The organism is Plantactinospora sp. CA-294935 (assembly GCF_050936445.1).
GTDB lineage: Bacteria > Actinomycetota > Actinomycetes > Mycobacteriales > Micromonosporaceae > Plantactinospora.
Genome location: NZ_JBNJMU010000001.1, coordinates 3,885,001 through 3,898,924 on the forward strand (window position 1 = coordinate 3,885,001; position 13,924 = coordinate 3,898,924).

Sequence of the window (13,924 nt, forward strand, 5' to 3'; positions counted from 1 at the left end):
GACGTGAAGGGACTTGCTCCTGGAGCGTTGTATGGCCGCAGAGAGCAGGGGGAAGCGACTGTTTACTAAAAACACAGGTCCATGCGAAGAAGTAATTCGATGTATATGGACTGACGCCTGCCCGGTGCTGGAACGTTAAGGGGACCGGTTAGTCTTTCGGGGCGAAGCTGAGAACTTAAGCGCCAGTAAACGGCGGTGGTAACTATAACCATCCTAAGGTAGCGAAATTCCTTGTCGGGTAAGTTCCGACCTGCACGAATGGCGTAACGACTTCCCCACTGTCTCAACCACAGGCCCGGCGAAATTGCAGTACGAGTAAAGATGCTCGTTACGCGCGGCAGGACGGAAAGACCCCGGGACCTTTACTATAGCTTGACATTGGTATCTGAATTAGCTTGTGTAGGATAGGTGGGAGCCGGTGAAGTCCATACGCCAGTATGGGTGGAGGCAATCTTGAAATACCACTCTGGTTGGTTTGGGTATCTAACTTCGGGCCCTTATCGGGTTCAGGGACAGTGTCTGGTGGGTAGTTTAACTGGGGCGGTTGCCTCCTAAAATGTAACGGAGGCGCCCAAAGGTTCCCTCAGCCTGGTTGGCAATCAGGTGTTGAGTGTAAGTGTATAAGGGAGCTTGACTGTGAGACTGACGGGTCGAGCAGGGACGAAAGTCGGGACTAGTGATCCGGCACTTGCGTGTGGAAGCGGTGTCGCTCAACGGATAAAAGGTACCCCGGGGATAACAGGCTGATCTTCCCCAAGAGTCCATATCGACGGGATGGTTTGGCACCTCGATGTCGGCTCGTCGCATCCTGGGGCTGTAGCAGGTCCCAAGGGTTGGGCTGTTCGCCCATTAAAGCGGTACGCGAGCTGGGTTTAGAACGTCGTGAGACAGTTCGGTCCCTATCCGCCGTGCGCGTAGGATACTTGAGAAGGGCTGTCCCTAGTACGAGAGGACCGGGACGGACGAACCTCTGGTGTGCCAGTTGTCCCGCCAGGGGCACGGCTGGTTGGCTACGTTCGGGAGGGATAACCGCTGAAAGCATCTAAGCGGGAAGCCTGCTTCAAGATGAGGTATCCCACCCCAGTGATGGGGGTAAGGCTCCCAGTGAGACGACTGGGTTGATAGGCCGGAGATGTAAGCCAGGTAACTGGTTCAGTTGACCGGTACTAATAAGCCGAGGACTTGACTACAAAGCTGCTACGCGTCCACTGTGTGATTCACAGCAAACGAACAACGAGTGGTTCCCTTGCGTGTGGGTGAGGGAGTTGTTGTTTGTGTTGTTGATAGGGTTACGGCGGTTATGGCGGAGGGGAAACGCCCGGTTACATTCCGAACCCGGAAGCTAAGCCTTCCAGCGCTGATGGTACTGCACTCGGGAGGGTGTGGGAGAGTAAGACGCCGCCGGACATCTTCTACGAAGTGGCGCCACCCTCAAAGGGGTGGCGCCACTCGTGTTTTACCCGGCCGGTCTACAGGGGTGGGGATTGGCCGGTTCCCACGGCCCCGACCACACCCCGCAGCAGATCAGTCCCGGCTCTGTACGGTCTCCCGGATATCGCGGAGCAGCGCCGCGGACTCGTCGAGGGAACGGCCCGGGAACATGCCCATCGCGATGCTGCCGTGGTCGGCCCAGCCACAGAAGACGAGCTGCCCGTCCCGGATCGGGGCAGTACCGCACTTCATCACCCCGCCGAGTGCACCGGCATCCACCTCGTGGACGCCGGCGACCGTACTGTCCTCCTCGGAAGCCAGGTCGAAAAGGCGGTCCAGATCCCGTTCGGGCTGCCAGACGAGGGTCGTACCTCCGAAGAGCAGGACGCTGCGGTCCGGGCCGGCCGGGTCGGCGTAGACGGCGCCGAAGCTCTCGGCGAAGTTGATCTCGGCGTTGACGGCGGTGCGGAGGTATTCGATGGTCGCCCGGGCACCCTCGCTCTCGTCCCGGGTGAGCCCGGCGACCTCGACCGGAGCGGCGAGGGTGGCGTCCTTCTGCTGCAGGATCCGCCAGCTCACGCTGCCGAAGACGGCGGCTCCGGCGAGGGTGACCGCGAGCACCGAGCCGAGGACGATTTTCCGACGCCGGGACGACGGCCGGCCACCCGGTCCGGCGGGGCCAGGCTCGGCATCGCGCGCCGGAGTGATGTCGACCGCCTCGGCGTCCCGGCTGACCGAGTGGTCCAGCACGATCGGCTCCGACGTGATCTCGATGGCGCCGGAATCGGCCGTGGCTTGCCGATCGGTGCGGGGGGCATCGGACATAGCCGCCACCGTACGCGACCGGGAGGTGGCGCACGACGGGCCTGGCACGCAGGCTCGTAGACTTCGAGGGTGACCGAGACTCTGGATGCGAACCGCGCCCCGGCCCCGACCCTTTCCGCCCAGTACCAGCCGGGCGAGGTAGAAGGTCGGCGGTACGAGGAGTGGGTAGCGGCCGGGCGTTTCCGGGCCTCGGCCGACACCGACAGGCCGCCGTTCACCATCGTCATCCCACCGCCGAACGTGACCGGCTCACTGCACATGGGCCACGCCTTCGAGCACACCCTGATGGACGCGCTCACCCGGCGGCGACGGATGCAGGGTTACGAGGCGCTCTGGCTGCCCGGAATGGACCACGCCGGCATCGCCACCCAGAACCTGGTCGAACGCCAGCTCGCCGGCGAGGGGCTGTCCCGGCACGACCTGGGCCGGGAGAAGTTCGTCGAGCGGGTCTGGCAGTGGAAGGCCGAGTCGGGCGGCAAGATCCTCGGCCAGATGCGCCGGCTCGGCGACTCCGTGGACTGGGACCGCGAGCGCTTCACCATGGACGAGGGGCTCTCCCGGGCGGTACAGACGATCTTCAAGAAGCTGTACGACGACGGCCTGATCTACCGCGCGGAGCGGATCATCAACTGGTGTCCGCGCTGCCTCACCGCCCTGTCGGACATCGAGGTGGAGCACACCGACGACGACGGCGAACTCGTCTCGATCCGGTACAGCGACGAGGTGGTGGTCGCCACCACCCGGGCCGAGACGATGCTCGGCGACACCGCGGTCGCGGTGCACCCGGAGGACGAGCGGTACAAGCACCTGATCGGCACCGAGGTGGAGCTGCCGCTGACCGGGCGGCGGATCCCGATCGTCGGTGACGAGCACGTCGACCCGAGCTTCGGCACCGGCATGGTCAAGGTGACCCCGGCGCACGACCCGAACGACTTCGAGATCGGCCAGCGGCACGACCTGCCGTCCCTGACGGTGATGGACGAGCGGGGCGTCATCACCGCGCCCGGCCCGTTCCAGGGACTCGACCGGTTCGAGGCCCGGCCGGCGATCGTCGCCGCGCTGCGCGAGCAGGGTCGGATCGTCGCCGAGAAGCGGCCGTACGTGCACGCGGTGGGGCACTGCTCGCGGTGCCGTACGACGGTGGAGCCGCGACTGTCGTTGCAGTGGTTCGTCAACACCGGTCCGCTGGCCCGGGCGGCCGGCGACGCGGTGCGGGACGGCCGGGTCAAGATCGAGCCCGCCGACATGGCCAAGCGGTACTTCGCGTGGGTCGACAACATGCACGACTGGTGCATCTCCCGGCAGCTCTGGTGGGGGCACCGGATCCCGGTCTGGTACGGCCCGGACGGCGAGGTGCGCTGTGTCGGCCCGGACGAGGAACCGCCGACCGGCGACGGCTGGCACCAGGATCTCGACGTGCTGGACACCTGGTTCTCCAGCGCGCTCTGGCCGTTCTCCACGCTCGGCTGGCCGGAGCAGACACCCGACCTGGCGAAGTTCTATCCGACCAGCGTGCTGGTGACCGGCTACGACATCCTGTTCTTCTGGGTCGCCCGGATGATGATGTTCGGCCTGTACGCGATGGACGGCCGGCAGCCGTTCGACGTGATCGCCCTGCACGGCATGGTGCGCGACCAGTACGGCAAGAAGATGTCGAAGTCCTTCGGCAACGTAGTCGACCCGCTGGACTGGATCGAGCGGTACGGTGCCGACGCCACCCGGTTCACCCTGGCCCGGGGCGCCAACCCCGGCCAGGACGTGCCGGTCAGCGACGAGTGGTGCCAGGGTTCCCGCAACTTCTGCAACAAGCTCTGGAACGCCACCCGGTTCGCCCTGATGAACGGCGCGCACGTGGCCGGCGAGCTGCCCGAGCCGGCCCGCCTGTCGACCGTGGACCGGTGGATCCTGTCCCGGTTGCAGCAGGTCACCGCTGAGGTGGACGAGCAGTTCGAGGCGTACGAGTTCGCCAAGGTCTGCGACGTGCTCTACCACTTCGCCTGGGACGACGTCTGCGACTGGTATGTCGAGCTGGCCAAGCCGGTGCTGGCCGCCGGCGGCGAGCCCCCCGAGGTCACCCGCCGGGTGCTCGGACACGTGCTCGACCGGCTGCTGCGGCTGCTGCACCCGGTGGTGCCGTTCGTCACCGACGAGCTCTGGACCGCGCTGGCCGGTACCGAGAACGCCGGCTCCGGCCCGGCCGGGCCGTCGGTGATGACCGCCGCTTGGCCGGTGGCCGTGCCGGCGCTGCGCGACGAGGCGGCGGAGCGCGAGGTGGCCGAACTCCAGCGGGTGGTCACCGAGATCCGCCGGTTCCGTTCCGACCAGGGGCTGCGCCCGGCGCAGCGGGTGGCGGCCCGGCTCGACGGGCTCGCCGGAGCCGGCATCGCCGCGCACGAGCCGCTGATCCGCTCGCTGGTCCGGCTGGACGAGGCGGCCCCGGACTTCCGGGCCAGTGCCACCCTCGCCGTCTCCGGCGCGGTGACGGTGGCCCTGGACACCCGGGGTTCGATCGATGTCGCCGCCGAGCGGGCCCGGCTGACCAAGGACCGGGCGGCGGCGGAGAAGGAGATCGGCCAGGCCCGGGCGAAGCTCGACAACCCGGCCTTCCTCGACAAGGCGCCGGCCCCGGTGGTCGACAAGATCAGGGACCGGCTGGCGGCGGCCGAGGCGGACCTGGAGCGGATCGCCGCCGCCCTCGCGGCACTCGGTTGACCGGTAGCGGGGTGCGGACCGAGAGCGGGCGGACGGTGCGGGCGCGGATGCCGGTGCCGGGTGCGGATGCCGTGCCGGTGCGAGCGGGTGCGGGTGTGCGGGCGCGGACCGAGGGTGTACGGGTGCGAGAAGGCGGTGTGCGGGTGCGAGACGGCGGTGTGCGGTGGTCAGGGCGCGGCGGTCGAGTACAGGGCGGTCGAGGGGTTGGCGGTCGAGAGTGTGGCGGTCCGGCGGAACGGGCGGGGGGCGTACGGTGCGGGGGCGAGGGTCGCGGTGAGTGAGCGCGCGGAGCGGGCGGCCGAGTTCGCCCAGGTCGAGGCGGAACTGTCCAGCCGCGGCTACACCCGGATGGTCTTCGACCTCGGGCGGATCGAGGAACTGCTCGACGTGCTCGGCAGCCCGCAGCGGGCGTACCCGGCGATCCATCTGACCGGCACCAACGGCAAGACGTCGACGGCCCGGATGATCGACTCGCTGCTCCGGGCCTTCGGCTTGCACACCGGTCGGTACACCAGCCCGCATCTGGAGACCGTGCGGGAGCGGATCAGCCTGGACGGCGAGCCGATCGGCGAGGACCGTTTCGTCTCGGTCTACCGCGAGGTGGCGCCGCTGGCCCGGCTCGTCGACGAGCGCGCCGACGAGCCGCTGACGTACTTCGACATGACCACGGCGCTCGCCTTCGCCACCTTTGCCGACGCGCCGGTCGACGTGGCGGTGGTCGAGGTCGGCCTCGGCGGTGCGGAGGACTCCACCAACGTGTTGAGCGCCGGAATCGCGGTGATCACCCCGATCGGGCTCGACCACACCGAGTGGCTCGGGGACACCATCGGAGACATCGCGCTGGCCAAGGCGGGGATCATCCACAAGGGCGCGACCGTGATCTCGGCGGTCCAGCCGGAGGAGGCCGCCGAACCGATCCTGGAGCGCTGCGCCGAGGTCGGCGCCACCATCGCTCGGGAGGGCGGCGAGTTCGGCGTACTGCGCCGGAGCATGGCCGTGGGCGGCCAGGTGCTCTCGTTGCAGGGCCTCGGCGGGGTCTACGACAACGTCTTCGTACCCCTGCACGGGGCACACCAGGCGCAGAACGCCGCGATCGCGCTCGCCGCCGTCGAGGCGTTCCTCGGCGCGGGCGCGTCCCGCCAGCTCGACGTCGAAGCCGTCCGGCAGGGCTTCGCCACCGCCGACTCACCTGGCCGGCTGGAGCGGGTCCGGTCCGCCCCGACGATCCTGCTGGACGGGGCGCACAACCCGCACGGCATGGCGGCCACCGTCACCGCGCTCCAGGAGGAGTTCGCGTTCAGCCGGCTGATCGCGCTGGTCGGCGTACTCGACGACAAGGACGCGGCAAGTCTGCTCGAACTGCTCGAACCGGTGGTCGACGCGGTCGTGGTCACCCGGAACAGCTCGCCCCGGGCGATGCCGGCCGCGGAACTCGGTGAACTCGCGGTCGAGGTCTTCGGGCCGGACCGGGTCGAGGTGGCTCCGGATCTGCCGGACGCGATCGAGGCCGCCGTGGCGCTGGCCGAGTCGGACGTGCAGGGAGAGTTGAGCGGGGTGGGTGTGCTGGTCACCGGATCGGTGGTCACCGTGGCCGACGCGCGACGGCTGTTGAAGCGATGAGCGCCCCGGACGAGGCGGCGAACCCGGCCGGTCGTACCGGGCCGGCAGCCGGCTCTGCGGAGCCCTCCGGCCGGGGCGAGGACGACGGGCCGGCCGGCACGGCCAGCTCCGCCGGCTCGACTGGTACGGCCGCCGGCTCGACGGGTACGCCTGGCGGCCGGCCTTCCGGACTGCGGAACCCGGACCGGGCGGTACGCGGCCTCGGCGCCCTCACGCTGAGCGTCGAGACACTGGTGCTGCTGCTCGCGATCCAGCCGATCAGACTGCTCGGCGGCGACCTGGGCGGCAGCGCCATCGGAGTGGTCGTCGGGCTCGCCGTGCTCGCGGTCGTACTGGCCGGCTTCCTGCGCCGGCCGTGGGCCTGGCACGCCGCCACCGTCCTGCAGGGGCTGTTGCTGCTCGCCGGCTTCCTGCACTGGTCACTCGGCGCACTGGGGCTGATCTTCGCCGGGGTCTGGGCGTACGTGCTGCACGTCCGCCGGGTCATCCTCGGCTGACCCGGCCCGCCGGTTCAGCCGGTGGCCCGGCCCCGCCACTGGGTGAGGGCGATCCCGTGCCCGTCCGGGTCCCGGAACGCGGCGGCCCAGAGTTCGAGTTTGGCGCCCCGGTTGACCGCCCGGGGGGCGTAGGTGAACTTCACGCCCTTGGCCAGGAGTTCCTCGTAGAACGAGGTCACGTCGTTCACCTCGAGATTGAGGTGGACCAGCCGCCGGTTGATCGGGGCCACCTCACGGATCGCCCGCAGAACCAGCCGGGTCGCCCCGGAGGCGAGGATGGCGTTGCCCTCGCCGCCGTCGATCTCGAAGAACCCGAGCAGGTCCCGGTAGAACGCGATCGACCGTTCGAGGTCGGTGACCAGCAGGGTGATCCCGACCCCGGCGATCGGGCCGGACCCGCCGAGCCGGGCCGGCGGCTGGGTGGCGATCAGGTCGGCCAGGATCGCCTCGTCGTCCGAGGCGGCCGCGAGGTCGTCCCGCGGCGCCGCGCCGGCCCGCGGGTCGAGATCCGGGTCGAAGTCCGCGTCGGCGTCGAGGTCCGGGTCGGGATCGTCCAGCGGGATGTCGATCTCGTCGGTGTCGCCCGGACCGGTGGCGCCGGTACCGGGGCCACCGGCGGCGGTGGCCGACCGGCCGGAGTCCGCCGCCGCGGGCTCGGGGGCGGGTCGGGGCGACTCCAGGTCCGGTTCGGCCGGTGCCGGGCCGGCCGGCGGGATGTCAGCGGACCGGGCCTCCGGGATCGGCGGCGTCTCCGGCCCGGTGCCGTCGCCGCCGGGCCCCGTCGCCGGCACGTCCGGCTCGGCTGAGCGCGGCGCCGGCGGCGCGTCGGAGACCGGCGCGGCGGCGGCCGTGGCGCTGTCCCGGGTGGTCGAACCGGGCGCCGGGCGGGGGCGGCGGTTCCGGCCGCCCGGACCGGGGGTCGGCCGGGGGCGACGGGGCAGCGGCGCGGTGGACGGCGGGTCGACCAGTGTCCCCTCCAGCACGATCGTCCCGCCCGGGGTCTGCCGCATCACCACCTGATCCTCGCGGGGCGTACCCCGGTCGTCCCGCAGTGGCTCCAGGTCGTCCCGGAGCGGGGCGAGATCGTCCTCGGTCAGGTCCTCGGTGGCCGGCGTGCCGCCGGGCGGTGCGGCGGCGTACGGGTCGTCCCGTCCGCCCCGCGCCCACGGCGGCGCCTCCTGCTCGATCAGGATGTCGTCGTCACCCGGGTCGAAATCGTGGAACTCCGGCGGCAGGTCGCCGCTCGCCGCCGCCTCGGCGTGGGTCAGCACCTCGTCCCAGAGGATCCGGACGTGCCGCTGGTCGTCGATCGCGACCATGATCGGCAGGGTGGCGCCGGGATCCGGCCACTTCGACACCGGTACCCGGGGATCGCGGATCCGCACCGAGCGGCCCGGCACCCCCGGCGCGTCGATCACGATCTGGAGTTCACACCGGCCGAAGGTCGACGAGGCGGGCGGCTCGGTGACGCTGTGCACGTGCCCGATGCCGGTCACCCAGGCCCGGGGGCCGCTGCGTACGGCGGTGAACGCGACGAGCGCGATGGCCAGGGCGAGCAGCGCCACCCCGAGTACGGCGATCGCCCAACTGCGCATCCCGAAGCCGAACAGGATGACGAAGGTGGCGAAGGTACCCAGCACAGCGGCGACCAGCTTGCGCACCGGCGCGACCTGGCGGCGACGACCATCTGCCACAGTGGACCTCCCTGGTTAAGGCCAGGCTAGGCCGGATCTGGCGGGAATGGAACGACCCGCGGCCGGTGTGCGGCCTTCGCCGCCGGATCAGGCGGCCGTGAGCTGGCCGAACGTGCCGACCTCCGGCGTCGCGGCCGAATGGCGCCGACATACGCTGGCGGTGCCCAGCTCTCCGGCCGTACCGAGGGATGTCCGTGGTCAGCAGCGAGTCCGCCGAGCGTACCCTCGTATTGATCAAGCCCGACGCGGTGCGGCGGCGGTTGGTCAGCGAGATCCTCGGCCGGTTCGAGCGCAAGGGCCTGGGCATCGACGCGATGGTGCTGCGCCGGATGGACGACCGGCTCGCCGACCTGCACTACGCCGAGCACGTGGCGGAGCCGTTCTATCCGGCGCTGCGCGAGTTCATGACCTCCGGGCCGCTGGTCGCGGTGGTGCTCTCCGGCTCCGGCGTGGTCGAGATGGTCCGCGGTCTGGTCGGCGCGACCGACGGGCGTCGGGCGGTCCCCGGCACGATCCGGGGCGACCTGGCCTGCTCTTCCCGGGAGAACCTGGTGCACGCGGCCGACTCGGTCGAGACCGCCCGCCGGGAGATCGCGCTCTGGTTCCCCGAGCTGACCTGACCCGAGCTGACCTGACCCGCCGGTTCCCCGAGCTGACCTGACCTGACCCGAGCTGACCTGACCCGCCGGTTCCCCGAGCTGACCTGACCTGACCCGAGCTGACCTGACCCGCCGGTTCCCCGAGCTGACCTGACCCGTCGGCCGGTCGGCACGAATCGGTTGTCGGGTGGCGGGTGCGCCGGTCGGCGGCGGTGCCGCAGGCCCGGCGGTGGAGCCGGACGGGGATATCGGGTGGGGGGCGGCGCGGGGGTCGAGTATCGTTGACGGGCACAGGCGTCGACCCGGCCATCACCGGCGAGCCTCCGGAAGAACAGGTGGAAACACCCCAGTAGAACCGGACGGGACCGGCCCGTCACAGCCGGCCAACGAGCGGGTGGTCGATCACCGACCGCCAAGCGGGGTGGTACCGCGGGCCCACCGGCGCGCCGGCTTCCGGCGTACCAGGGCTCGTCCTCGCAGACCACGGTCAGTGAGCTGCGACGAGGAGAGCGACCCGCGATGGCGTACCCGAAGAACGCCCCCGCCGGCACGGGCGTGCCGGCCAGTCCCGAGCTGCCGGCGGTCGAGCAGCGCGTGCTCGACCACTGGGTGGCCGACAAGACCTTCGAGGCCAGCGTCGAGGCCCGCGACCCCGGCCCGAACGGCGGCAACGAGTACGTCTTCTACGACGGCCCGCCGTTCGCCAACGGCCTGCCGCACTACGGCCACCTGCTGACCGGCTACGTCAAGGACCTGGTGCCGAGATACCAGACGATGCGCGGCCGGCGGGTGGAGCGGCGCTTCGGCTGGGACTGCCACGGCCTGCCGGCCGAGGTGGAGGCGGAGAAGCAGCTCGGCATCACCACCAAGGCGGAGATCCTCGACCTCGGCGTGGGGCGGTTCAACGACGCCTGCCGGACCTCGGTGCTGGCCTACACGCGCGACTGGGAGCGGTACGTCAACCGGCAGGCCCGGTGGGTCGACTTCGGCAACGACTACAAGACGCTCGACCTCAGCTACATGGAGAGCGTCATGTGGGCGTTCCGCCAGCTCCACGACAAGGGGCTGGTCTACGAGGGGTTCAGCGTGCTGGCGTACTGCTGGCGCTGCGAGACCCCGCTGTCGAACACCGAGACCCGGATGGACGACGTCTACCGGGACCGGCACGACCCCGCCCTGACCGTCTGGTTCGCGCTGACCCCGGACGAGTCCGCCCCGGATCCGCTGCGCGGGCCGGTCCGGGTCGGGGTCTGGACCACCACGCCGTGGACGCTGCCGTCGAATCTCGCGCTCGCGGTCGGCCCGGACATCGAGTACGCGGTGCTGGAGCGGGACGGCCAGCACTACGTCGTCGGTGCCGCCCGGCTCGGCGCGTACGCCAAGGAGCTGGACGGCTACACCCAGGTCGGCACCGTGTACGGCCGGGACCTGGTCGGCCGCCGCTACACCCCGCTCTACGACTTCCTGGTCGGCCCGGGCGGGCCGAACGCCTACCAGGTGCTCGGCGCGGAGTTCGTCACCACCGAGGACGGCACCGGGGTGGTGCACCTGGCCCCGGCCTTCGGCGAGGACGACCAGAAGGCGTGCAACGCGGCCGGCATCCCGACCGTGGTGACCGTGGACGACCACACCCGGTTCACCGCGCTGGTCCCGCCGTACCAGGGCCAGCAGGTCTTCGACGTGAACAAGTCGGTGATCCGGGAACTGAAGGAGCGCGGGGTGGTGCTCCGGCAGGACACCTACACCCACGCGTACCCGCACTGCTGGCGCTGCGACACCCCGCTGGTCTACAAGGCGGTCTCCTCCTGGTTCGTGGCGGTGACCAAGGTCAAGGACCGGATGCTGGAGCTGAACCAGCAGATCGACTGGACGCCGGCACACGTCAAGGACGGCTCGTTCGGCAAGTGGCTGGCGAACGCCCGGGACTGGTCGATCAGCCGCAACCGGTTCTGGGGCTCGCCGATCCCGGTCTGGAAGTCGGACGACCCGCAGTACCCGCGGATCGACGTCTACGGCTCGCTCGCCGAACTGGAGGCCGACTTCGGGGTCAAGGTCACCGACCTGCACCGGCCCGGCATCGACGAGCTGACCCGGCCGAACCCGGACGACCCGACCGGGCGCTCCACCATGCGCCGGGTGCCGGAGGTGCTGGACTGCTGGTTCGAGTCCGGGTCGATGCCGTTCGCCCAGGTGCACTACCCGTTCGAGAACCGGGAGTGGTTCGAGCACCACTACCCCGGGGACTTCATCGTCGAGTACGTCCCGCAGGTGCGGGGCTGGTTCTACACCATGCACGTGCTGGCGACCGCGCTCTTCGACCGGCCGGCGTTCCGCAACGCCGTGGTGCACGGCATCGTGCTCGGCTCGGACGGGCGCAAGATGTCCAAGAGCCTGCGCAACTATCCGGACGTCTACGAGATGTTCGACAGCTACGGCTCGGACGCGATGCGCTGGACGCTGATGTCCTCGCCGGTGCTGCGCGGCGGCGACGTGGTGGTCAGCGAGACGACGATCCGGGACTCGGTACGCCAGGTGCTGCTGCCGTACTGGAACGTCTGGTACTTCTTCTCGCTCTACGCGAACGCGGAGGGATACGAGGCGGTCCGGCGTACCGACTCGACGCATCTACTCGACCGCTACGTGCTGGCCAAGACCCGGGAGCTGGTCGAGGCGGTGCAGGGGCAGCTCGACGTCTACGACATCTCCGGCGCCTGCGGCACGGTCCGGTCGTTCCTGGACGCGCTGACCAACTGGTACGTCCGGCGGTCCCGGGACCGGTTCTGGTCCGGTGACCGGGACGCCTTCGACACCCTCTACACGGTGCTGGAGACGGTGAGCCGGGTGCTGGCCCCGCTGGCCCCGCTGACCGCCGAGGAGGTCTGGCGCGGGTTGACCGGGGAGCGGTCGGTGCACCTGACCGACTGGCCGGACGCCGCCGAGTTCCCGGCCGACCACGAGCTGGTCGCCGCGATGGACGCCATCCGGAACGTCGCCTCGGCGGCGCTCTCGCTGCGCAAGGCGAAGGGCCTGCGGGTCCGGCTGCCGCTGCGGTCGCTGACCGTGGCCACCCCGGCGGCGGCCGCCCTGCGGCCCTTCGCCGACCTGGTGGCGGACGAGGTGAACGTCAAGGCGGTCACCTTCAGCGACGAGCTGGCCAGCTACTGCGAGCAGGTGCTCACGGTGGTGCCCCGGGCGCTCGGCCCCCGGGTCGGCAAGCAGGTGCAGGCCGTGATCAAGGCGGTGAAGTCCGGCGCCTGGGCGCTGGTGGACGGGGTACCGGAGGCGGCCGGGGTGCGGCTGGAGCCGGGCGAGTACGAGCTGAAGCTGGTCCCCGCCGACGCCGAGCACTCCGCACCGCTGCCCGGTGGGGAGGGCGTGGTGGTGCTGGACACCGCCGTCACCCCGGAACTCGCCGCCGAGGGGCTGGCCCGGGACGTCGTACGGGTGGTGCAGCAGGCCCGCCGGGACGCCGGGCTGGACGTGTCGGACCGGATCGACGTGTTGCTCGCCGCTCCGGCGGAGGTGGCCGCGGCAGTCGAGGCGTACCGGGACTTCGTGGCCCGGGAGGTGCTGGCCGACTCGATCGGCTTTGCCGACCAGGCTGACCCCGCAGCCCTCGCCGACCGGGGCCACAGCTTCGCCGGTGAGGTCGGCGAGGGCGACCGGGTGACGGTGGCGGTACGCCGCCGCTGAGGATTCCCGGTGCGTCGCCGGGTGCCGCCCGACCGGTCCGGGTGGGTGATCGCGACGGTCACCTACGCGGACCGGTCGGGCGTCGGTTAACGTGACAGCGCCCGACTACCTTGACCGCCGGAGGTCCCGTGCCGCTGCTCTACACCATCGGCCAGTACACCGTGGGCACCGCGATGCGGGTTGCCTGGCGTCCGACCGTGGAGGGCCTGGAGAACGTCCCCGCGACCGGCGGCGCGATCTTCGCGGGCAACCACCTCTCGGTCGCCGACGAGTTGTTCCTCGGCTCGGTGGTGCCCCGGCACCTCGCCTTCTGGGCCAAGTCCGAATACTTCACCGGCACCGGGCTGCGGGGCTGGGTCACCCGCTCGGTGATCAGCGGGCTCGGCGCGATCCGGGTGGAACGGGCCGGCGGCCGGGCCGCGCTCTCCGCGTTCGACGGGGCGATCCCGGTGCTCCGCGCCGGTGACCTGGTGGCGATCTATCCGGAGGGCACCCGGTCACCGGACGGGCGGCTCTACCGGGGGCGTACCGGGGTGGCCCGGCTGGCGCTGGCCGCCGAGGTGCCGGTGATCCCGGTCGGGATGATCGGCACCGAGCGGGTACAGCCGATCGGGGCCCGGCTGCCCCGGCTCGGCACCGGCAAGGTGATCGTCCGGTTCGGCAAGCCGATGGACTTCGTCGGCCGCCCGACGGACCGGACCTCGCTGCGGCAGATCACCGACGAGATCATGACGGAGATCCAGAAGCTGACCGGGCAGGAGTACGTGCCCCGGTACGCGCCGGCCCGCAACGGGGCCGAGAACGGCGGTTCGTAGGCCGCCGTCGGTCCGTGGCTGCCGGCTGTCCGTGGCTG

General features: G+C 70.6%; 8 protein-coding genes and 2 rRNA genes (1 of these 10 cut by a window edge). 8 read left to right on the plus strand and 2 right to left on the minus strand.

Annotation, left to right across the window (positions count from 1 at the left end; all coding sequences use genetic code 11):
- Together ACQEVC_RS17455 and rrf are read left to right on the plus strand one after the other, a co-directional pair.
- A 23S ribosomal RNA gene (locus ACQEVC_RS17455) occupies nt 1-1,190 on the plus strand; it begins 1,920 nt to the left of the window's first position.
- A gap of 100 nt (nt 1,191-1,290) precedes the next feature.
- Nucleotides 1,291-1,407 (plus strand): 5S ribosomal RNA (gene rrf, locus ACQEVC_RS17460).
- A 117-nt stretch (nt 1,408-1,524) separates the two neighbouring features.
- Here rrf and ACQEVC_RS17465 read toward each other — a convergent pair.
- Entirely contained in the window at nt 1,525-2,256 is a 732-nt protein-coding gene (locus tag ACQEVC_RS17465; RefSeq protein ID WP_432878544.1) for a hypothetical protein, read from the minus strand.
- A gap of 69 nt (nt 2,257-2,325) precedes the next feature.
- Between ACQEVC_RS17465 and ACQEVC_RS17470 the strand changes: the two genes are divergently transcribed.
- From ACQEVC_RS17470 to ACQEVC_RS17480, 3 genes are all read left to right on the plus strand, one after another.
- Nucleotides 2,326-4,968 carry a valine--tRNA ligase gene (locus tag ACQEVC_RS17470; protein WP_432878547.1) on the plus strand — a complete coding sequence of 881 codons (2,643 nt, stop codon included), beginning with the start codon at nt 2,326-2,328 and terminating at the stop codon, nt 4,966-4,968.
- A 348-nt stretch (nt 4,969-5,316) separates the two neighbouring features.
- Nucleotides 5,317-6,588: a bifunctional folylpolyglutamate synthase/dihydrofolate synthase gene (locus tag ACQEVC_RS17475; RefSeq protein WP_432891483.1), complete on the plus strand. Its 1,272-nt coding sequence runs from the start codon at nt 5,317-5,319 to the stop codon at nt 6,586-6,588.
- Complete coding sequence (locus ACQEVC_RS17480) at nt 6,585-7,085, plus strand: DUF4233 domain-containing protein (RefSeq protein WP_432878550.1); 501 nt, start codon at nt 6,585-6,587, stop codon at nt 7,083-7,085. The genes ACQEVC_RS17475 and ACQEVC_RS17480 overlap by 4 nt, the downstream gene beginning before the upstream one ends.
- Before the next feature lie 14 nt (nt 7,086-7,099).
- Here the strand turns inward: ACQEVC_RS17480 and ACQEVC_RS17485 are convergent, their stop codons facing one another.
- Complete coding sequence (locus ACQEVC_RS17485) at nt 7,100-8,779, minus strand: VOC family protein (RefSeq protein WP_432878552.1); 1,680 nt, start codon at nt 8,777-8,779, stop codon at nt 7,100-7,102.
- Nucleotides 8,780-8,973: 194 nt separating this feature from the next.
- On the opposite strand from ACQEVC_RS17485, the gene ndk reads away from it, so the two are divergent.
- From ndk to ACQEVC_RS17500, 3 genes are all read left to right on the plus strand, one after another.
- On the plus strand, nt 8,974-9,399 hold the full coding sequence (ndk, locus tag ACQEVC_RS17490) for a nucleoside-diphosphate kinase (protein ID WP_432878554.1): 426 nt from the start codon (nt 8,974-8,976) through the stop codon (nt 9,397-9,399).
- A gap of 498 nt (nt 9,400-9,897) precedes the next feature.
- On the plus strand, nt 9,898-13,071 hold the full coding sequence (gene ileS, locus ACQEVC_RS17495) for an isoleucine--tRNA ligase (protein ID WP_432878556.1): 3,174 nt from the start codon (nt 9,898-9,900) through the stop codon (nt 13,069-13,071).
- Nucleotides 13,072-13,199: 128 nt separating this feature from the next.
- A complete protein-coding gene (locus ACQEVC_RS17500; protein ID WP_432878558.1) occupies nt 13,200-13,886 on the plus strand; it encodes a lysophospholipid acyltransferase family protein in 687 nt (228 codons plus the stop codon).
- Nucleotides 13,887-13,924 lie beyond the last annotated feature (38 nt).

What these genes read in the sequence shown, in the direction of transcription:
- ileS (WP_432878556.1), top strand. Translation starts at nt 9,898, where the DNA reads ATGGCGTACCCGAAGAACGCCCCCGCCGGCACGGGCGTGCCGGCCAGT.
- ACQEVC_RS17480 (WP_432878550.1), top strand. Translation starts at nt 6,585, where the DNA reads ATGAGCGCCCCGGACGAGGCGGCGAACCCGGCCGGTCGTACCGGGCCG.
- ACQEVC_RS17465 (WP_432878544.1), bottom strand. Translation starts at nt 2,256, where the DNA reads ATGTCCGATGCCCCCCGCACCGATCGGCAAGCCACGGCCGATTCCGGC.
- ACQEVC_RS17475 (WP_432891483.1), top strand. Translation starts at nt 5,317, where the DNA reads ATGGTCTTCGACCTCGGGCGGATCGAGGAACTGCTCGACGTGCTCGGC.